Below are 19,119 nucleotides of genomic sequence, written 5' to 3'. Positions count from 1 at the left end.
ATGAAGACTTTGACCAAAAGCCTCGCGCACGGCCTCCTTCTGCTGTCGCTGGGGGGCTGCGCCGCCATGGAGACCTATGTCGGCCAACGCCAGGACAAATTCCAGGGTGGACCGGAGGCGCGGGTGCAGGCGGCGGAAAGCCGGCAGGCGGGAGTGCGCGCCACCAACACCTCGCTCCAGAAGCAGTTGGCCGATCTCCAGCAGCAACAGGCGTCGCTGAACCAGGATCTCCAGGCCACCAAATCCCAACTGGGTGACCTCAACAAGAAGCTTGCCAGCACCAAATCGGCCACGGCGGCGCAAAAACGCGATTACGACAAGCTGGTCGCCCGCGAGAAGCAGCTTCGCGCCGAACGGGACGCCTTGGCGAACCAGCCACCGCCCGACTCGGCGGTGGATGCCGCGGCGCAGTCCCTGAAGCTCCAGCAGATGCGGGACGAGCAGGAAGCGCTGCAACGTCAGATCAACGCCCTGCAGCAGGCGCTGTCCTAAAGACAGCCGATAGAGACCGAAGAGGCAAGGACCGGAATGAGAACTGGCACCGTACTGCTCCAGCGATCCACCGAGGGGTTGGAGCCGTATGGCGCCTTCAACCAGCCGGTCCACAAGAGCCACAGCCAGATCCGGACGGCCCTGCTCAACGAGTTGGGCCCCCTCTACGCCGACTACTTCCCCCGGCCTGACGCCGACCCAGATGGCCGGCGGATTGGCTGGCTGTCCCAGAAGGAAGGCAAGGCCGTCCGCTGGATCGACATGTCGCCCGAGGAGCAGGCCCGGCTCCAGCCGATCAAGAACCAAGTGCTGGACGGGCTGTCCGCCTATGTCGCGAAGCTGCGCGACACGCCCGGCAACTCGTCGCGCAACAACTTCTCCCTGGTGCTGGAGAAGGCGCAGGAGGCTCCCGGGCCAGAGTACCTGTACTTCGTCGGCGACCAGCCGATGCTGGCGTTCTGGGGCTTCAAGGGAGTGGGCCAACCCCACGGTGTCAATCCGCTGCGGCTGGCGCCGACCATGGTCCGGTTCGAGCCCACCGTACCGCCGCCGGTGATCCCGCCGGTGACGGGGGGCACGGGCATTCCGGCGGGTACGCCGCCCGCGGCCGTCGGCTGGCCCTGGTGGAAGTGGCTGCTGGTGGGGCTGGGCGCGCTGCTGTTCCTCCTGCTGCTGCTCTGGCTGCTGTGGTGGCTGTTCGCCCCGCGCTTCGGATTGCCGTCGATCCCGTTCATTCCAGGTCTGCAACAAGAGGAACCCACGCGCGATCCCCTGGTCCCCTTGGAAGAGGTTCCGGTGATGCCAGGCGTGCCCGGCGTCGTGGTTCCCGGTGCGCCGGGTGTGACGATTCCAGGCGTCGGCGTTCCGGGGGGCGAGATACCGGCACCCGGAGGAACAATTCCGGAAGGCACCAACCCGGTGCTTCCCGAAACCACACCTCCCATCGAACCGCCAGTGGCACCCCCAACCGAGCCGCCTAGTGACCCCACCGGGGGACAGATTCCACCGAACCTGCCGGAACTGCCTCCCCAGGGTGCGCCGGCCGGCACTCCCGGCACGCCGCTCGCCCTACCCGATGGCACCAATGTCGCGCCGGGTCCGGCCACGTTCATGCAAGGTGTCTGGCGCAGCCGGTCCGGCCTCCGCGATGGGCAGGGCCGCCCCTTGGAACAGCTCTACCGCTTCGACCAGAACGGCAAGGGCGAGGTGACCGTGCGTGGCCCTGGCGGCACCGCCTGCAAGGCCCCGGCCGAGGCTGTCGTCACAGCGGGCAAGGATTTGTCGATCCGCGAGGGTCAGACGCTGACCTGCGCCGATGGCACGACCATGAGCGGCGCGGAGACCAATTGCGGCAAGCGCCCGGATCAGACCGTCGGATGCTCCGGCAAGAACAAGGCGGACGGCAGCGAATTCGATGTCCGCATGGAAAAAGTGAAGTAGTGGGCATGGGGAGAACCAGGGCGTGACCGAACAGATCCTGGCGCGCGGTCAACTGTCCGACCATTCCGGTCTGGCTGTCTTCAACAAGCCCGTGTTCGAAAGCCACGCGCGACTGGTCGAGACGGTGCGCCAGCAATTGGGACAGCGCTACGCCGCGATCTTCGCGCGGCCCGATGTCCGACCTGATGGCGAGGTCGTCTGGTGGACCAGCCAGGAGGGGCCGATCCGGCGCTGGACCGAGCTTGGCGCGGAGGAACGCGCCCGGCTGGACCCGGCGCGCCTGGAGATCGGCGGCGCGCTGGAAAAGCTGGCGGCGGATCTCGGGCGGTCGGGCATCAATACCCGGCTTGGCAACATGTCCCAGATCCTGGCCGCCGCCCCGGAGATCCCCAGCATCGAGCACCTGTATGTCGTCGGCGACCAGTTCGCGCTGGCCTTCTGGGGTTTTCGAAGTGGTGCCGGCCCGATCAACGCCTTTGGACGCATCCCCGAACCCGTCGTTCCACCCCCGCCACCCCCCCTTGTCGCCCCCGTCGTGGCACAGGGCTTTCCATGGCTGAGACTGTTGCTGGGCGCATTGCTGCTGGCCCTGCTCGCGGCACTGTTGTGGTGGTGGTTCCTGGGGCGGACTCCCGAACCGGTGCCGGAACCCGTGGCACCTCCCGTCGTCCAGGAGCCGCCGCCTCCGGAGCCCGTTCCGCCACCACCCACGCCCGAGCCCGTTCCGGAGCCGACACCACCGCCACCGCCCGAGCCGGAGCCCGTCCCGCCCCCGCCCCCGGAACCCGAGCCAGCGCCGCCACCCGCCGAGCCACCTCACGCGGTCGTTCCGCTTGAGAAACCGAAGCCGCCGGCACCTCCGCCCGCACCCCAGGAGGCCGCCCTGCCGAAATGCCCGCAGGGGGTCAAGCCGAGCGACCAGCGGCACCTCGTCGTGGTGTTCGACCTGTCGCTCAGCATGAGCTTTCCGGCCGATGTCGATCCAAACCGGCTGAACAGGCTGGCCGAGCGGATCGAGCGCGGCGATCTGCTGGCCCGGTTCGAATTCGCCCAGCTTCAGGCGCAGTCCCGCGTGTCGCGGATCGACGTGGCGCGTTCCGCCATGGATGGATTGATCACGGGGCTGGAGCCGAATGTCGATGTCGGCTTGGTGACCGTCGGTACCTGTCCCTCCGCCGACATCGTCGGCGTCTATCCGCCCAACCAGCGCCAGCGCCTGCGCTCGATCATCCAGAACGCCGAACTGGTGCCGGAGACGCCCTTGGCGGATGGTCTGCGAAAGGCTGGCGAGTTGATCCAGCGGGGCGGAGGCACCGGCCTGATCGTCGTGATCTCCGACGGCGAGGACAGCTGCGGCCAGGACCCCTGCGCCACGGCGCGGCAACTCGCCCAGACGATTCCGGGGGTCAAGATCAACTTGGTGGATGTCTTCGGCTCGGGCGAGCGGAGCTGCATCGTCGGTCCATCGGGCGGCCGGATGTTCTCGCCAAAGTCGGTCAACCAGTTGGACGACCTGTTGGAAACGGCCACCAAGGAGGTCGACACCGCCAGCTGCCGCCCCTGACAGGATCACCGACGGGGGGCGGCGGTGGACGCCGCGTTACTTGGCGACGTCGGTCAATCCCACCTTGAAGAGCCTCATCATGCCCAGGATGAAGCCGACGCACAGCACCAGCAGGATGAAGGCGTAGGCGGCACCCTGGTTCCAGTTGCCGCCCTCGAAGAACCAGTTGTAGATGATTTCGGTGAACCAGCGGCTGCTGGGGCCGCCGAGCAGGGCCGGCACGGCGTAGCTTCCCGCCGCCAGCATGAAGGTCATGATGCAGCCGACCGCGATGCCTGGTTTCGCATGCGGAATGACGATGCGCCGGTGGATGCGCAGCCAGCCGCTCCCCAGGTCGCGCGCCGCCTCGATCTGGTTGCGGTCGAGCGATTCGATGGCGTTGTAGAGCGGGAACACCATGAACAGGATGTAGACATAGACCATGCCGACGATCACGCCGGCCGGGCTGCCCAGGAAGCGGATCGGCTGGTCGATCAGGCCAAGGCCGACCAGAGCCTGGTTCAGCGGTCCATTGAAGGCCAGGATGATGTACCAGGCGAAGGTCCGCAGCAGCTCGTTGATCCAGAATGGGATGACCAGCAGCAGGATCATCAGCGGCAACGTCTTCGGCTTCGCCACCTGCGCCATGAAATAGGCCACGGGATAGCACACCGCGAAGGTCAGCGCCGTCACCAGCGCGCTCGCCCAGATGGTCTGGAGGAAGATGCTCCGGTGGATGGTGTTGTTCCACAGGGTCACGTAGTTCTGGACCGTGTAGACATCGTCCGGACCGCCGACGCGGGACGGCGGCAGGCTTGGCCGCAGCGAGAAATCGATCATCAGCAACTGGGGCAGCACCACCAGCATGACCACCCAGAAGGCGCACAGCGCCACGATGACGGCGGTCAATACGGGACCGTAACGACGCAGCACCTCGCTCATGGCGCCCTCACTCGATATCGTCGGACGGTGGCAGGACGACGGCGTCCTCCGGGCGGAAGCTGACCCGCGCGGCCGCACCCTCCTCCCAGCCGGGGCCATTGCCCGCGTTGGCCGTCTGGAACACGATCGGACGGCCCTGGACCGGCTCCAGGAAGATGTTGACGAAAGCGCCCTCGAACTCCTGATGGCTGACCCGGCTGTCGATCACGTTGTTCTCCGCCGCGCCGTCGGCGGCCCGCACCCGCTCGGGCCGGACGAACAGGATGGCTTGATCGCCCTCCCTCAGGTCGCGCGGGTTGCGTCCTATCATCTTGCCGGCCGGCGTGTCGATCGCGGCCCTGCCGCCGGTCGCCGCGATGACGCGTCCGGTGAAGCGGTTCGTCTCGCCCACGAAGGAGGCGACGAAGGCGCTGGCGGGGTCGTCGTAGACCGCCCGTCCGTCGCCCACCTGCTGGAGCACGCCACGTGACATCACACCGATCCGGTCGGACATGGTCAGCGCCTCACCCTGGTCATGGGTGATGTAGATGAAGGTGACGCCGGTGCGCTTCTGGATGTCGCGCAGTTCGGACCGCATGTGCTGGCGCAACTTGAGGTCCAACGCCGACAGCGGCTCGTCCAGCAACAGGACCGCCGGCTCCACCGCCAACGCGCGGGCGATGGCGATCCGCTGGCGCTGGCCGCCGGACAGCTCCGTCACCTTCTTGTCCGCCGTGTCCGGCAGCGCCACCAGCTCCAGCAGCTGCTTGACCCGCTTGCGCCGGTCGGTTGACGCGACGCCGCGCACCTCCAGCCCGAAGCCGATGTTCTCCGCGACCGTCATCAGTGGGAACAGCGCGAGGTTCTGGAAGATCAGGGCGGTCGGGCGCTTGTTGGGGCCGATGCCGGCCATGTCCTTGCCGCCGATCCGGATGGCGCCGGAGGTCGGTTCCATGAAACCGGACACCATCCGCAGGATCGTGGTCTTTCCGCAGCCGGATGGCCCGAGAAAGCTGAAGAATTCCCCCGCCGGAATGGTCAGGTTGACGTCGGAGACCGCCGTCAGCGCGCCGAAACGCATGGTGACGTGGTCGAGTTCGATATCCTGGCTCATGGAACCTCGTACTTGGGAATCCCGCCCCGGCGCTTGTCATAAACGCCGGGGCGGGCTCCGGTCTTCACGCCGCCAGGAAGCGGTCCTGGTACTCGTTGCGGATCGAGACGTACCACGCCTCCTGGATCGGCCACCACCACAGCTTGTCCAAGGCGTCGCCCGGATAGGCCGCCGCGAAGAACGCCTTGTTGAAGTCGCTGAGATGGGCCTCGGCGCCCTTGGAGGTCGTGTTGATGCTGGTGTGGTTGGAGTACATGGCGCCGGCTTCCGGCGTGTAGTACCAGTTGATCCATTCATAGGCCTGCGCGAGGTTCTTGGCGCCCTTGGTGACGCAGAAGCCTTCCATCCAGGCCAGCGCCCCTTCCTTGGGAGCCAGGAACTTGACCGGCAGCTTCTCCTTGCCGAGGCTGGCGGCGGAACTGTCCCAGGTCTGGCCGATGACGCAGCCATTGGTCCGGAAGGCGCCCTGCGCCTCGTTCTCGTTGGACCAGAACTGGCCGACCGACGCCTTGTTCTCGCTGGCCACCTTGATGATGGCGTCGAAGTTGGCGCGCGCCTTCTTCTCCTCGGTGAACTGCTCGCGCACCGGATGGGGCAGCTTGCCCTGGGATTCCAGCCACAGCGCGATGCCGATCAGGCTGGAATGGCCACGCACGGTGACCCGGCCCTTGTATTCCGGCTTCCACAGGTCGCCATAGCTGGCCTCGCCGTATTTCAGGTTGGCGGCGGAGCCGTCATAGGCGATCGCCTCGGTTCCCCAGTCGCTGGGCGCCAGATAGCGCTTGCCGGCGACCACGCCGCCCATCCCGGCTGAACCCTTGACCGCCGAATCGATGCAGCCGTCGAACTTGACCTTGGACTCGTCGAGCGGCTGGACCAGTTCGTACTCGACATAGTTGGGCACGCGGTCGACGGTCGGCATGATGATGTCGAAGCCGGCCCCGCCCGACGCGCGCAGCTGGTTGAGCAACTCGTCGTTGGTGGCGTATTCGGTGAGGCTCGGCTTGATGCCGGTCTTCTTCTCGAAATCGGCCAGCATCTCGGGCGAGATGTAGCCGGACCACGCGAACACCTTGAGCTCGCCCGACGCCGCCCGGGCGATGAACGGACCGGCCGCCGCGAGGGTACCCGCCGCGGCGGCGCCCTTCAGCAGGGTACGGCGGGTGAAGGCCTTGGCGGCAAGCTGGGTCGCCCGGCTGGACATTTTTTCCAATGCGTCAGTCATGTCTCTTGTTCTCCCAGAGCGGTTCTCGCCACGTCGTTCCTGATCCGTGGCCGCCGGACTATGCGCCCAGTGGCACTCGGGCGGCAATTTCAGACGCCGTGGTTTAGTAAATTTTCATCAATGTGTCATGGCTTCCCGCTGGCGCGCAAGCCACTGAAAGGCAATCATATCAGACCCTTTCGACTGTTCCGGGAACTGCCGATGGCCGTCCGTCCGCTCCGCAATGTCCTGTTGATCGTCGCCGACCAGTGGCGCGGCGACTGCTTGTCGGCACTGGGTCACCCTTGCGCGCGAACGCCCAACCTGGACGCGCTGGCATCCGAAGGGACGCTGTTCCGCCGCCATTATGGGCAAGCCAGTCCTTGCGGTCCGGCGCGCGCCTCGCTGCTGACGGGCATGTACCTGCAAAACCACCGCTCCGTCGCCAATGGCACGCCCCTGGACGCCCGCCACACCAATCTGGCGCTGGAGGCTCGGCGGTTCGGCCACGCTCCCGCCCTGTTCGGCTACACCGACACCTCGCCCGACCCGCGCGGCCGCGATCCGGGAGATCCCGCCTTGCGGAGCTACGAGGGAGTGATGGCGGGCTTCGATCCCGTCTGCTCGCTGACCGAATCGATCGAGCCCTGGGCCGAGCATCTGCGCGCCCGGGGGTACCTGGTTCCCGAGCCGGCGCGGGCGATTTATCGCGCGGCGGAGCCGTTTGGCCCGGCGGCGTACCGGGCGGAGGACAGCGACACGGCCTTCCTCGCCGATCGCCTGATCGGATGGCTGAAAGGCGGCGAGGGGAAGCCGTGGTTCGCGCTGGCCGCCTTCATCCGGCCGCATCCGCCCTGGGTGGCGCCCGCTCCGTACCACGACCTGATCGACCCCGCGACCACGCCGCCCGCGGCGCGGGCGGTGGATTGGACGGCCGAAGGAAAACAGCACCCGTGGCTGGCGTGGCACCTCGCCCGTCAGAAGACGGATTGCTGGATGGAGGGGGAGGCGGTGGACCCGCGCGTCCTCGACGCCGCGACCCTGGCCCGCCTGCGGGCCACATATCATGGTCTGATCGCCGAGTTGGACACCCAAATCGGCCGGATCATCGATCACCTGAGACAAACCGGCGCGTTGGACGACACTCTGGTGATCGTCACCTCCGACCACGGCGAGATGCTGGGCGAGCACTGGATGCTGGGCAAGAGTGGCTATTTCGACGAGGCCTATCATGTGCCCCTGATCATCCGCGACCCGGATCGGCTGGGCGGCGGCGTGATCGACGCCTTCACCGAGCATGTCGACCTGATGCCGACCATCCTGGACTGGCTGGACGGAACGTCACCCACCCATCCGCCCGCCCAGTGCGATGGCCGGTCGCTGGCGCCGCTGTTGTCGGGGGCTGTCCCGGCGGACTGGCGGAGCCACGCCCATTGGGAATTCGATTTCCGCGACGTCATCGGCGGGGAAACCGAACGCGCCCTGGGACTGCGGCCGGGGCAGTGCGTCCTGAACGTGCTGCGTGGCGAACGGTATAAGTATGTCCACTTCGCGGCGCTGCCGCCGCTGTTCTTCGATCTGGCGGAGGACCCGGGACAGTTCCGGGATCTCGCCGCCGATCCAGCCCACGCGGCACTGGTCCGCGACCACGCGCAGGCGCTGCTGTCATGGCGGATGGAGAACGATGAACGGGTTCTGGCGAATACCCTGCTGACCGCCGATGGAGTCTTCAGCCGCGGGGAGACCCGAGGTCCGGACATGCCAAAGGGGGCCGAAAGCCCCCTTTGATAGTTTGATCTCCGACGCAGTCCGCGTGAGCGGCACGACCCCATTAAGTGGCCTCGGCATCGAAGTGCCAGAGGTTTAGACCGGTCCCTGGACGGCGTCAAGAGGGTTTCGACATAACCCCATCAACCCGCTGGCCCCGATCTCCGACCTCAGATGTAGTACTGGGCCAGCGGCGTGAAGCCGTTGAAATTGACCGAGGCGTAGGTCGTGGTGTAGGCGCCCGCCGCGTGGATGCGGATGCGGTCGCCGATCGCCAGATCGACCGGCAACCGATAATCCGACTTCTCGTAGAGCACGTCGGCGCTGTCGCAGGTCGGCCCGGCCAGGATCACCGAATCGGTCTCGCCGTCGCCATCGCGGTTGGTGACGATCGGATACTGGATCGCCTCGTCCATCGTCTCGGCCAAACCGCCGAACTTGCCGATGTCCAGGTAGACCCAGCGGCGGTTGTCGTTGGCCGACTTGGTCGAGATCAGCACGACCTCGCTCTCGATCACGCCGGCGTTGCCGACCATGCTGCGGCCCGGCTCCACGATCGTCTCGGGGATGCGGTTGCCGAAATGTCGTCGCAGCGAGTCCAGGATGGCGTTGCCATAGGCCTCCGCTTCGGGCACGTCCGTCCGGTAGCGGGTGGCGAAACCACCGCCCAGGTTGACCATGCTCAGCGTGATGCCCAGCGCTTCCAGGTCATGGAACATCTCGGCCACGGTGCGCAGCGCGGTGTCCCACTGGGTCGGGTCCTTCTGCTGGCTGCCGACGTGGAACGACACGCCATAGGGGACGAGACCCTTGCCGGCGGCGGCGATCAGCAGGGCGCGCGCCATGTGCGGGTCGCAGCCGAACTTCCGCGACAGCGGCCATTCGGCGCCCTCGCCCGAGGTCAGGATGCGGCAGAACACGCGGCTGCCGGGAGCGGACTGGGCGATCTTGTCCAGCTCGCCGATGCTGTCGAAGGCGAACAGGCGGACACCCAGCTCGAAGGCCCGGGCGACGTCGCGCTGCTTCTTGATCGTGTTGCCGTACGAGATGCGGTCCGGCGTGACGCCGGCGGCCAGCACCATCTCGATCTCGGGAACGCTCGCGGTGTCGAACGACGAACCGCGCGCGGCGAGCAGCGACAGGATCTCGGGCGCGGGATTGGCCTTCACCGCGTAATAGATCTTCGCGTCGGGCAAGGCTGCCGTGAGCGACGTGAAATTCTCATCCACGATGTCGAGGTCAACCACCAGGCACGGAGTTGCAGGCTGCCGCTCCGCGAAAAAACGAGCAATCTTCTCGCTCATCTCAGTCTCCCGAGAACCAGAAAGGAGTTATGTGATGGGGTTTTGCAGTTCGGTCGGGCCGCCGTCCGCGTCACGCGCGGACCAAGCCCTCAGACCTGTTTAGGGCCTGTACACGATCGACCGGAAGTCGTGGGATGAGACGGATGGGCGTGCGGCCCACCGACAACAACATGAAACATCGTATCCTCCAAGACGCCGCCTTGCTTAAGGGACGGTCGGGGGTTACACGTTCGTCGTTGCATAACCCCACTTGGAAGAACCGTGGGGGCCAGGGGCACGTGCTAGCGCGGAGCGATCTGATACACCGAAACCTCCCCGCGCAAAAGGATAAAATCAACCATCGGGGAAAAAAGTTTCAGGGGCGTATCATCTCCGCCCCCGAGGTCGATTTAAGCAGGCCCGGCGCGGCTTTCAAGCCGAGCGGGCGTGGGCCGCGATCCGCTTGGCGGCCTCCTCGATCAGCCTATCGGATGCCGCCAGGGAGATTCTAAGGTGTCCGACGGCGCTTGGACCAAAGCCATCGCTGGGCAGGACCGCGACTCCATGCCGCTCCAGCAGTCCTTGGGCGAACTCGTCCGACGCTTGGCCGGTCCCCCGGACGTCGAGCAGCACGAACATGCCGCCTTCCGGACGCGACGCCCGCAGGCCGGGAACGCTTTCCAACAGGGAAACCATGATGTCGGCCCGGCGCTGGTAGGCCGCCGCCATCGCCGTCACCTCCGGGCACTCGTTGGTCAATGCCGCCAGGGCTCCGGCCTGGATGAAGGGAGGTCCGCCATAGAGCATGCACAGGACCAGCCGGGTCAGGTGCTTGGCCAGTTCGGGCGGTCCGACGATCCAGCCGAAGCGGAAGCCCGGCACGGCATGCGACTTGGACAGGCTGGAGACGACCACGGTCCGCTCCGCCATGCCCGGCAGGCTTCGTGGACTGACATGCGGCCCGGCATAGGCGAGATCGGCGTAGACCTCGTCCGACAGCAGCCATAGGTCGTGACGCCGGCAGAAATCGGCGGTGGCCTCGACCTCGGCGCGGGTCATGACGGCGCCGGTCGGATTGTGCGGGCTGTTCAACCACAGCACACGCGTACGTGGCGTCACCACGCGTTCCAAATCGTCCAGATCAAGGTGGAAGCCGCGCTCGGGACGCAGCGCCACATTGACGACGGTGGCTCCAGCCGCACCCGCGACCGCCTCGTAGGTGGCGTACATCGGCTCCGGGACGATCACCTCGTCGCCGGGACCCGCCAAGCACCGCATCGCGCAGTAGAGCCCCGCCTGGGCACCGGGCACGACGACGACATCGTCGGCTTCCGTCGGGGTGCCGGTCCGCGCTTGGTGGCGCGCGGCGATGGCGGCGCGGACATCCGGATGGCCCGCGATGGGGGAGTACGTCGTCTCTCCCGCCCGGAGCGACGCGACCGCCGCGTCGATCACGATGGCGGGTGGCGGCAGGTCGGGGTCGCCGACGGTCAGCATGATGACGTCCCGCCCCTGCCGCACCAGCTCGCGGGCGCGCCAGTGGATGCTCCAGGCGTCGGAGCCCTTGCCGGAGATCCGGTCGACCAGGGGAGAGAACCGCATCGTTACCGCTCCTTCGCGGAAAAATAAACTGGGAGGTCTGGCGGCGACTCATAGCGGCACGCCGGCTCGCTTGCCAAGCCCGACCGGAAGCGGGACACTCCGCGCCCGGACTTCGATCCGGCAAATCAACCCGACGACAACCCAAGCCGTAAGGCGGTCGGACAGGAGAAGGCTTCGTGACGCTGGACCCCAATAAATCGAGGAATCGCCCTCTGGAAACCCCCGCCGGATACCGTGCCCTGGACGATGTTGGTCTACCGGCCTATCTGGCGGCGATTCCAAACGTCGCCGACAAGCTGGGAGGCGCCCCGGCGGAATGGCAGGTCCGCGAAGTCGGCGACGGCAACCTGAACCTGGTCTTCATCGTGACCGGCCCCCGGGGCGGAGTCGCGGTCAAGCAGGCGCTGCCCTATGTCAGGCTGGTGGGCGAGAGCTGGCCGCTGCCGCTCAGCCGGGCCTTCTTCGAGCACGAGGCGCTGGTGGCCCAAGCCGCCGCGGCGCCGGCCCAGACACCGGCGATCCACCATCACGATGCCGAGATGGCGCTGACGGTGATGGAGTTGCTGCGACCCCACGTGATCATGCGGAAGGGTCTGGCGGCCGGCATCCGCTATCCGAAATTCGCCCATGACGTCGCCCATTTCATGGCGCACACGCTGTTCCACACCTCCGACTTGGCGCTGCCCGCGGCGGAGAAGAAGCGCCGGATCGCGGTGTTCTGCGGCAATACCGCATTGTGCAAGATCACCGAGGACCTGATCTTCACCGATCCCTATCGCGTGGCGGAGCTGAACCACTGGACCTCCCCCCAGCTCGACGGGATCGCGGCGGAGTTCCGCGCCGATACGGCGGCCAAGGCGGCGGTGTCGGAGTTGAAGGGACGGTTCCTGATCCACGCCGAGGCGATGATCCATGGCGACCTGCACACGGGGTCGATCATGGTGACGGCGACGGAAACCAAGGTGATCGACCCGGAGTTCGCCTTCTACGGCCCCATGGGGTTCGACATCGGGGCGGTGATCGGCAACCTGCTGCTGGCCTTTTTCGCCCAGCCGGGCCACGCGACAGCCGCCGACCCGCGGGAGGATTACGGCCGCTGGATCCTCGATCAGGTCACTCAGGTCTGGACCAAGTTCGAGGGCATCTTCCTGGGACTGTGGCGCGATGACGCGACCGGCGACCTCTACCCCGCCGACCTGTTCGCCGATCCGGCGGGACAGGCGGCGCTCCGCCGGGTCAAGGCGGATTACATGGAGCGCCTGTTCTCCGACTCGATAGGATTCGCCGCCGCCAAGATGATCCGGCGCATCCTGGGCCTCGCCCATATCGAAGAGCTGGAGACCATCGCCGACGCCGACCTGCGGGCCGATTGCGAGATGCGGGCGTTGCGGCTGGCGCGCGACATGCTGGTCAACCGGGGCGCATATCGCAGGATCGGCGACCTCACCGCCGCGGCCGCGACGCATGGAAGGGGTGGATACGGGAAAAAGTAGTACCCCTTCGGAGAAGAAACCTGTTGCCGCCGCGTAACTCCCTCAGCGGAAACGAATTTCTCCGCACGGGCCGGGCCGGGTGCCGGGGTGGCATGGTCAAGCCCTTGGCGTGACATCTAATTTCCGCCACTTTCGACACCTATATCAGACCCATGCGAAGGGCCCCTACAGCGCGGCCACACAAGGCCGACGATCAGCCCTTCACACTGGCGTTCCCCATTCAGGGAGCGTCACCAGCCTGGCCCCGGCTGGATCTACCGGCCACCGCATGAGCCCCCTGCGGTGGCCGTTTTCTTTTCCGCGACACGCTCCGCCGAAATTGCTTGTTGGTTCGAAGTTCCATACATTGGACCCCTCAATGTATGAAACTCTGGTCATCACGCATGCGCCTCTCGACCGTGTTGGGCACCGATGAGCTGGAAAGCCTGGGCAGGCTCGGCCGAACGGTCCGTCTGGCCCGTCTCCGACGCAACCTGTCGCAGGATGACCTCGCGTCGCGCATGGGCGTCAGCCGGGCCTCCGTGGTGGCGCTCGAGAAAGGGACGCCCGGCGTCGCCTTGGGAATCCTGCTCAAGGCCCTGACCGTGCTCGGCTACACCGAACGCCTCGGCGAGTTGCTGGCCAATGACCCCCTGGGCGAGGAGATGGAGTTGGTCACCGGACGGAAGCGCGCGGGAGCGAAGGACGATGTGGCGGACTTCTAGGGCCGTAGCCTGGCCGTGATCAGGCCACGGGCGGCCGGGCCGCGGCGATGAAGCGGCGGGCCAGCGCGTGATAGAGCGGGACGGGGCAGACCATGCGGGAGACGCCATAGGCGATCATCGCCGACGCCATCAGCGGCACGACCATGCCATGGTTACCGGTCATCTCCATCACGATCACGAAGGCGGTCATCGGTGACTGGGTGACGCCCGCGAAATAGCCGACCATGCCAAGCATCACCATCGCGGCCACCGGCACATGCTCCATCAGCGGCGTCAGCGCCGAGCCGATGCCGGCGCCGACCGACAGGCTGGGGGCGAACAGCCCGCCGGGGATGCCGCTGACCGAGGAGACCGCCGTGGCCGCCAGCTTGGCCGGCGCGTACCACCAGGGCAAGTCGGCGGTGCCATCGATCGCCATGCGGGCGGCGTGGTAGCCGGTGCCGAAGGTCAACCCTCCGGCGGCCACGCCGATCACCGCGATGATCAGGCCGCAAGTGGCGGCGAAGGCCACGGGCCGGCGCGTCGCGACCCCCTTCAGCCAGACCGGCAGCAGCCGGCCGGCCTCGATCACGGCGCGACTGAACAGCCCGCCGGCCAAGCCGCCGACGACACCGCAGGCGAGGACGCCGATCCAGGCTCCCGGCTCGTCCAAGGTCACCAGGGTGTGGCCGAAATATTCATAGTTGCCGGTCACCGCCAGCGACGAGATGCCGGCCAGGATCACCGCGACCATCACCAAACCGCTGGCCCGGCTCTCGTAGCCGCGCGCCATCTCCTCGATCGCGAAGACGATGCCGGCGAGCGGGGTGTTGAACGCCGCCGACACGCCCGCCGCCGATCCCGCCAGCACGAGGCCGCGCTGGCCAGCCAGTCCCGCTACAGTGCCGCAGGCGACCATCAGGGCGGCGCCGACCTGGACGGTCGGACCCTCGCGTCCGATCGAGCCGCCCCCCGCCAATCCCAGCAACGTCAGCAGGATCTTGCCGATCATCGTGCGGGGCGCCAGCAGCTTGCGGCGGCTCTCGGGATCGGTCAGGTGGCGGGCGGCGATGGCTTGGGGAATGCCGCTCCCCTGCGAATTGGGAAACCAGCGGACCGTCGCCCAGGCCGACAGGCCGAACATCAGCGGCGAGAGCGCCAGCGGCAGATAGGGCCAGCGCCCGACCACGGCGTCGAAGGCTTCCTGGACATGGTCGGCGGCCAGGGCGAAGCCGACCGCGACGAGGCCGATCACCAGAGCGCCCAGCCAGAAGACGAGACGCTGCCGCCAGGACGTCGCCGATAGCCAGACATGGCGGGCGCGGCGGGAACGGATCTTCACCATGACATCAAATTACAGCCGCGTTCAGACATCCAGGTCGATCAGCACCGGAACGTGGTCCGACGGCTTCGGTTCCCAGCCGCGCGCCTCGCGCAGCACCTTGTGATCGCGCAAGGCTCCGGCCAGTGGGGGAGTGACCCAGATATGGTCGAGCCGGCGGCCGCGGTCGGCGACCGACCAGTCCTTGGCCCGGTAGCTCCACCAGGTATAGAGCTTCTGGCCTTCCGGCACGAAATGGCGGACCGCGTCGACCCAGCCGATCGAGTCCCGCATCGCGTTGAGCCGGTCGATCTCGGCCGGCGTGTGGGAGACGACGCCGAGCATCTGCTTGTGCGACCAGACATCGTGTTCGAGTGGCGCCACGTTGAAGTCACCGACCATGACCATTGGCCGATCCGCCGTCCGCTCCGCCGGCCACCACGCCGTCATCTCGTCCAGGAAGCGCAGCTTGTGCTCGAACTTGACGTTGACGGCGGGGTCCGGGACATCGCCGCCCGACGGGATGTAGACGCTGTGGATCTCGATGCCGCCGACCTCGGCGATGGCGTGGCGGCAGTCCTGTTTCTCGCACCAATGCTGGACGCATTGGCCGGAGATCGGGCGGAGCGACAGGATCGCGACGCCGTTGTAGCCCTTCATGCCATGGATCAGGGTGTGGACGTATCCCCGTTCCGCCAGCGGCGCCAGCGGGAAGGTCTCGTCGACCGTCTTGGTTTCCTGGAGGCAGATCACGTCGGGGCGGTGCTCGTCGATCAGCCGCAGCAGGAGATCCAGCCGCAGCCGGACGGAGTTGATGTTCCAGGTGGCGATACGCACGGGAGACTCGGGGATGGTTCGAGGGTGAGGGCGGATGGCGCCGCACCATACATCATGGAGGCATTCGCGGGAAAGCGCCGGTGCCGACGTGAAATCCCTTGAATGACCATCCATCCCTACCATCTACCATCCATGTGGATGGTTAGAGGATGGAAGAGAGATGGCAGGCAACGTACAGGACATCAGGTCCAAGCAGACCGACAGCGAGAAGATCACGATCAATCTCGGCTATGTCGACCTGGGACACGTCGATCTGCTGGTGCGTGAGGGGTTCTACTCGAACCGCACCGATTTCATCCGGACGGCCATCCGCAATCAAATCGAGCGGCACTCCGATGTCGTCCGGCAGGCGGTGACGCGATCGAGCGTGGATCTCGGCCTTCGGCACTTCAGCCGGGAGGACCTGGAAGCGGCGCGGGACGCTGGTCAGGTGCTCGAGATCCGCGTCCTGGGCCTCGCCACCATAGCGAACGACGTCACGCCGGAACTGGCGCTGGCCACCATCTCCTCGCTCACCGTGCTGGGAGCGCTGCACGCCAGCGCCGCCGTCAAGGCGGCCCTGGCCGACCGAATCAAATGACGTCCCCCTTCTTCAAAGCCCAGAAAGCCAAAGACATGACCAACCTACTGTCCCCCGGCATGGCCGAGGCGATGCGCTTGACCAGTGCCGGTCAGCTCACCGAGGCGACCGCCCTGATCCAGCGCCTGCTCCAGGGCGGTGACGCTCCCGCTCCGGAGTCCGACGGCGCCAAGCCCAATCCCCCGACGGGTCCGGGTTCCGGACCGGGCACCATCATCGACATGGAGCCGGTGTCTCCCGGCGCGGCGGCGTTCCGGTTCGACGCCAAGCCGGCGAGCCGCCCGCGCTCTCCCCACCGCGCCGTTCCGCTGACCGGCCTGGGCGAAACCCTGCGCGGCCTCGCCGCGCGGTCGATGCCGTCCGGTTTGAATTTGGGTGGGATGGGTCTCGATGGCCTCAACTTGGGTGGGATGGGCCTACGCCCCGCCTCGGCTCCCCTGCCCGACGGCGCGTCGTTCGAGACGCTGTCCCACACCAACGCCGCCGGTACCCGCTCCTATAAACTGTACATTCCGGCCAAGCGGGCGGCGGAGCCGATGCCGCTGATCGTGATGTTGCACGGCTGCACCCAGTCGCCCGACGATTTCGCCGCCGGCACCCGGATGAACGAACTCGCCGAGGAACATGGTTTTCTGGTGGCCTACCCGGCCCAGCCGTCATCGGCCAACCCCCAGAAATGCTGGAACTGGTTCAAGCCGGAAGACCAGCGGCGCGACCACGGGGAGCCCTCGCTGCTCGCCGGCATCGCCCGCCAGATCATCGGCGACCACCCGGTCGACCCCAGCCGCGTCTATGTCGCGGGGTTGTCGGCCGGTGCCGCCACCGCCGCCATCCTGGGTGCGACATATCCCGACGTGTTCGCGGCGGTCGGCGTGCATTCCGGCCTTCCAGTGGGTGCCGCGCGGGATATCCCATCCGCCTTCGCCGCCATGGGGCAAGGCGGTTCGGGAGGCGGCGCCGTCACTCGCTTGGTTCCGACGATCGTCTTCCATGGCGACAAGGACATGACGGTCAATCCGCGCAACGGCGACGCGGTGGTCGCCCAGTCGACGGCGGCGGCCAAGGGACTGAAGTCGACCGTTGAGCGGGGCAACACGCCGAACGGCCGTGCCCACGACCGTACGGTCCTGACCGACGGCTACGGCAGGACGGTGTCCGAGCTGTGGACGATCCACGGCGCCGGTCACGCCTGGGCGGGCGGCAGCGCGTCCGGCACCTACACCGATCCGAAGGGACCGGACGCCTCGCGCGAGATGCTGCGGTTCTTCCTGGAGCACCGCGTCACCGCCGCCTGACGGGGCCGCCTGATTGTTGGAGTCGCCTGACCGGACCGGGTCAGGCGACCAGGCGAAGGGCGACGATGGTCACGTCGTCCTTGAACGGCACGCCGCCCGCGAAACCGGCGGCGTCCTCGCGCAGGGTCGAGCTGATGAGGGCGGCCGGTGCCGCGATCAAGGCGTCGAGCGCAACTTTCAGCCGCTGTTCGCCATAGGCGCCGCCGCCGGCATCCGTCGCCTCGACCAAGCCGCGCGTGTGGACCACCAGTCCGTCGCCGGGTTGCAACGACACCTGACCGCCTACCGGTCCTTCGAAGGAAGCATCACCGGTCAGCGGCGGCCCGCGCTTGCCGGCGAGCGGCAAGACTCCCAGCATCTGGCTCAACACCACCGGTGTAGGCATGCCGGCGTTGGCGTGACGCAGGGGTCCGCCAGCCTGAAGGACGCCGATGAACAGTGCGATGGACCGGCCATCTTCGCTCCCCTCGGCCGGATCGGACGCCAGTTCGGCACCGATTTGGGTGATCAAGGCCGCCGGATCGAGCGGAGCGCCACCAGACGGATCGAAGCGGTCGGCCAAGACGCGGACCAATGCCCGCACCCGCGCCACCGTCAGCAGTGCCGCGATGCCCGTTCCCGCCACGGTGCCGACCACAAAGCCGGTGCCGCCGCCCAGCACGGGAAAGACGTCATGGAAGTCGCGGCCTTGCCCGCCGCCCCGCGACGCCTCCGACAGCACGGCGCCCTCCGCCGGAAATCCGGGCCCGGACCGTGGGAATGCCGGCAGCGCCAAGGCCGCCCGCAATCCAAGCGCCGCCGACTCGTCCAGGGCGTCGCGCCGCTTGGTGGCGGCCGACTCCCGGCGGAGGCGCTGGCGTTCCAGACAGGCGTCGACCCGCTGCTGCAACTGCATGACGTTGAACGGCTTAGCCAGATAGTCGCTGGCCCCCATTTCAATACACTGGATCGTGTCCTCCATGTTGGTGATGGCGGAGATCACGACCACGGGAGTGTTGGCAAGCAAACCTTCCTTCTTCAAGCGGCGAACCACCTCGGTGCCGCCGATGCGCGGCAGGCCCAGGTCAAGCAGGATCAGGTCGAACGTGTTGGCCTTGGCGAGGTCGAGCGCCTGCCGGCCATCGTTGGCCACGGTCAGTTCGGTGAATCCGGCCTTCCGCAGGTAAAGCTCGATCAACTGCTGGCTGAACTCGTCGTCCTCTACGACCAGCAGGCGCTCGGGCCGGGTGGCGGCTATGGGCTGGGCCATGAATGTGAACCTCGATGGGGTGGCATGACCGGCGTCCCTGACGTCCACCGCGTGGGGCGGCACGCCGCGGCTCCGGAGATGATAAAGGGAAAATTCAATATGTCATGCAACCATACAAGATTATCTGGATAGTCACACAACCCAAGTTACTCAGAATTCTAAGTGATATTCCGTATAGGATCAACCATCATGACAAAAACTCTTCCCAATCGATACTTCCCATGGAATGCAACCATGATAAAGGTTCGCCATACGGTGGGGCGGTCAGGTGGTTGACGCCGTTCCGGAAGAGCTG

At 66.8% G+C, this 19,119-nt stretch carries 16 protein-coding genes; 8 read left to right on the top strand and 8 right to left on the bottom strand.

Features of this window, described 5'->3' with window-relative positions:
- The 3 genes from N825_RS01750 to N825_RS38630 are packed head-to-tail and all read left to right on the top strand — an operon-like array spanning position 1 to position 3,496.
- Positions 1–492 carry a hypothetical protein gene (locus tag N825_RS01750; RefSeq protein ID WP_037446061.1) on the top strand — a complete coding sequence of 164 codons (492 nt, stop codon included), beginning with the start codon at positions 1–3 and terminating at the stop codon, positions 490–492.
- A 36-nt stretch (positions 493–528) separates the two neighbouring features.
- Positions 529–1,932: a hypothetical protein gene (locus N825_RS01745; protein WP_157618929.1), complete on the top strand. Its 1,404-nt coding sequence runs from the start codon at positions 529–531 to the stop codon at positions 1,930–1,932.
- Between the two features lie 22 nt (positions 1,933–1,954).
- Positions 1,955–3,496, top strand: a complete 1,542-nt coding sequence (locus tag N825_RS38630) for a VWA domain-containing protein (protein WP_051511395.1) — start codon at positions 1,955–1,957, stop codon at positions 3,494–3,496.
- 36 nt (positions 3,497–3,532) lie between these two features.
- Here the strand turns inward: N825_RS38630 and N825_RS01735 are convergent, their stop codons facing one another.
- The 3 genes from N825_RS01735 to N825_RS01725 all read right to left on the bottom strand — a co-directional run bounded on the left by N825_RS01735 (position 3,533) and on the right by N825_RS01725 (position 6,735).
- Complete coding sequence (locus N825_RS01735) at positions 3,533–4,417, bottom strand: ABC transporter permease (RefSeq protein ID WP_037446059.1); 885 nt, start codon at positions 4,415–4,417, stop codon at positions 3,533–3,535.
- Positions 4,418–4,424: 7 nt separating this feature from the next.
- On the bottom strand, positions 4,425–5,510 hold the full coding sequence (locus tag N825_RS01730) for an ABC transporter ATP-binding protein (RefSeq protein ID WP_037446058.1): 1,086 nt from the start codon (positions 5,508–5,510) through the stop codon (positions 4,425–4,427).
- A gap of 64 nt (positions 5,511–5,574) precedes the next feature.
- On the bottom strand, positions 5,575–6,735 hold the full coding sequence (locus tag N825_RS01725; RefSeq protein ID WP_084164159.1) for an extracellular solute-binding protein: 1,161 nt from the start codon (positions 6,733–6,735) through the stop codon (positions 5,575–5,577).
- Positions 6,736–6,936: 201 nt separating this feature from the next.
- Here N825_RS01725 and N825_RS01720 point away from each other — a divergent pair, with 201 nt between their 5' ends.
- Positions 6,937–8,502, top strand: coding sequence for an alkaline phosphatase family protein (locus N825_RS01720; RefSeq protein ID WP_051511452.1), 1,566 nt, complete (start codon positions 6,937–6,939; stop codon positions 8,500–8,502).
- A 149-nt stretch (positions 8,503–8,651) separates the two neighbouring features.
- Here the strand turns inward: N825_RS01720 and N825_RS01715 are convergent, their stop codons facing one another.
- Positions 8,652–9,785, bottom strand: a complete 1,134-nt coding sequence (locus N825_RS01715) for a type III PLP-dependent enzyme (protein WP_037446057.1) — start codon at positions 9,783–9,785, stop codon at positions 8,652–8,654.
- 411 nt (positions 9,786–10,196) lie between these two features.
- Positions 10,197–11,366 (bottom strand): pyridoxal phosphate-dependent aminotransferase, encoded by a 1,170-nt coding sequence (locus N825_RS01710; protein ID WP_037446056.1) that lies wholly within the window; start codon positions 11,364–11,366, stop codon positions 10,197–10,199.
- A gap of 176 nt (positions 11,367–11,542) precedes the next feature.
- Between N825_RS01710 and mtnK the strand changes: the two genes are divergently transcribed.
- Positions 11,543–12,859: an S-methyl-5-thioribose kinase gene (gene mtnK / locus N825_RS01705; RefSeq protein ID WP_245612968.1), complete on the top strand. Its 1,317-nt coding sequence runs from the start codon at positions 11,543–11,545 to the stop codon at positions 12,857–12,859.
- 383 nt (positions 12,860–13,242) lie between these two features.
- The gene (locus N825_RS01700; RefSeq protein ID WP_037446055.1) at positions 13,243–13,563 is read left to right on the top strand and encodes a helix-turn-helix transcriptional regulator; all 321 of its coding nucleotides are present in this window, start codon (positions 13,243–13,245) and stop codon (positions 13,561–13,563) included.
- A gap of 19 nt (positions 13,564–13,582) precedes the next feature.
- Here the strand turns inward: N825_RS01700 and N825_RS01695 are convergent, their stop codons facing one another.
- Positions 13,583–14,887 (bottom strand): chloride channel protein, encoded by a 1,305-nt coding sequence (locus tag N825_RS01695; RefSeq protein WP_037446054.1) that lies wholly within the window; start codon positions 14,885–14,887, stop codon positions 13,583–13,585.
- Positions 14,888–14,908: 21 nt separating this feature from the next.
- On the bottom strand, positions 14,909–15,700 hold the full coding sequence (gene xth / locus N825_RS01690; RefSeq protein WP_037446053.1) for an exodeoxyribonuclease III: 792 nt from the start codon (positions 15,698–15,700) through the stop codon (positions 14,909–14,911).
- A gap of 160 nt (positions 15,701–15,860) precedes the next feature.
- Between xth and N825_RS01685 the strand changes: the two genes are divergently transcribed.
- Positions 15,861–16,280 carry a CopG family transcriptional regulator gene (locus N825_RS01685; RefSeq protein ID WP_037446052.1) on the top strand — a complete coding sequence of 140 codons (420 nt, stop codon included), beginning with the start codon at positions 15,861–15,863 and terminating at the stop codon, positions 16,278–16,280.
- A gap of 35 nt (positions 16,281–16,315) precedes the next feature.
- On the top strand, positions 16,316–17,575 hold the full coding sequence (locus tag N825_RS01680; protein ID WP_037446512.1) for an extracellular catalytic domain type 1 short-chain-length polyhydroxyalkanoate depolymerase: 1,260 nt from the start codon (positions 16,316–16,318) through the stop codon (positions 17,573–17,575).
- Positions 17,576–17,615: 40 nt separating this feature from the next.
- Here the strand turns inward: N825_RS01680 and N825_RS36080 are convergent, their stop codons facing one another.
- The gene (locus N825_RS36080; protein WP_051511393.1) at positions 17,616–18,824 is read right to left on the bottom strand and encodes a response regulator; all 1,209 of its coding nucleotides are present in this window, start codon (positions 18,822–18,824) and stop codon (positions 17,616–17,618) included.
- Positions 18,825–19,119: the final 295 nt, after the last annotated feature.

Source organism: Skermanella stibiiresistens SB22 (genome assembly GCF_000576635.1).
Classification (GTDB): Bacteria; Pseudomonadota; Alphaproteobacteria; order Azospirillales; family Azospirillaceae; genus Skermanella; species Skermanella stibiiresistens.
Note: the sequence above shows the minus strand (reverse complement) of the source record. Positions and strands in the feature narration are given on the sequence as shown.

What these genes read in the sequence shown, in the direction of transcription:
- N825_RS01745 (WP_157618929.1), top strand. Translation starts at nt 529, where the DNA reads ATGAGAACTGGCACCGTACTGCTCCAGCGATCCACCGAGGGGTTGGAG.
- N825_RS01720 (WP_051511452.1), top strand. Translation starts at nt 6,937, where the DNA reads ATGGCCGTCCGTCCGCTCCGCAATGTCCTGTTGATCGTCGCCGACCAG.
- N825_RS01685 (WP_037446052.1), top strand. Translation starts at nt 15,861, where the DNA reads ATGGCAGGCAACGTACAGGACATCAGGTCCAAGCAGACCGACAGCGAG.
- N825_RS01725 (WP_084164159.1), bottom strand. Translation starts at nt 6,735, where the DNA reads ATGACTGACGCATTGGAAAAAATGTCCAGCCGGGCGACCCAGCTTGCC.
- N825_RS01680 (WP_037446512.1), top strand. Translation starts at nt 16,316, where the DNA reads ATGACCAACCTACTGTCCCCCGGCATGGCCGAGGCGATGCGCTTGACC.
- N825_RS01700 (WP_037446055.1), top strand. Translation starts at nt 13,243, where the DNA reads ATGCGCCTCTCGACCGTGTTGGGCACCGATGAGCTGGAAAGCCTGGGC.
- N825_RS01735 (WP_037446059.1), bottom strand. Translation starts at nt 4,417, where the DNA reads ATGAGCGAGGTGCTGCGTCGTTACGGTCCCGTATTGACCGCCGTCATC.
- N825_RS36080 (WP_051511393.1), bottom strand. Translation starts at nt 18,824, where the DNA reads ATGGCCCAGCCCATAGCCGCCACCCGGCCCGAGCGCCTGCTGGTCGTA.
- N825_RS01695 (WP_037446054.1), bottom strand. Translation starts at nt 14,887, where the DNA reads ATGGTGAAGATCCGTTCCCGCCGCGCCCGCCATGTCTGGCTATCGGCG.
- N825_RS01750 (WP_037446061.1), top strand. Translation starts at nt 1, where the DNA reads ATGAAGACTTTGACCAAAAGCCTCGCGCACGGCCTCCTTCTGCTGTCG.
- N825_RS01715 (WP_037446057.1), bottom strand. Translation starts at nt 9,785, where the DNA reads ATGAGCGAGAAGATTGCTCGTTTTTTCGCGGAGCGGCAGCCTGCAACT.
- N825_RS01710 (WP_037446056.1), bottom strand. Translation starts at nt 11,366, where the DNA reads ATGCGGTTCTCTCCCCTGGTCGACCGGATCTCCGGCAAGGGCTCCGAC.
- N825_RS01730 (WP_037446058.1), bottom strand. Translation starts at nt 5,510, where the DNA reads ATGAGCCAGGATATCGAACTCGACCACGTCACCATGCGTTTCGGCGCG.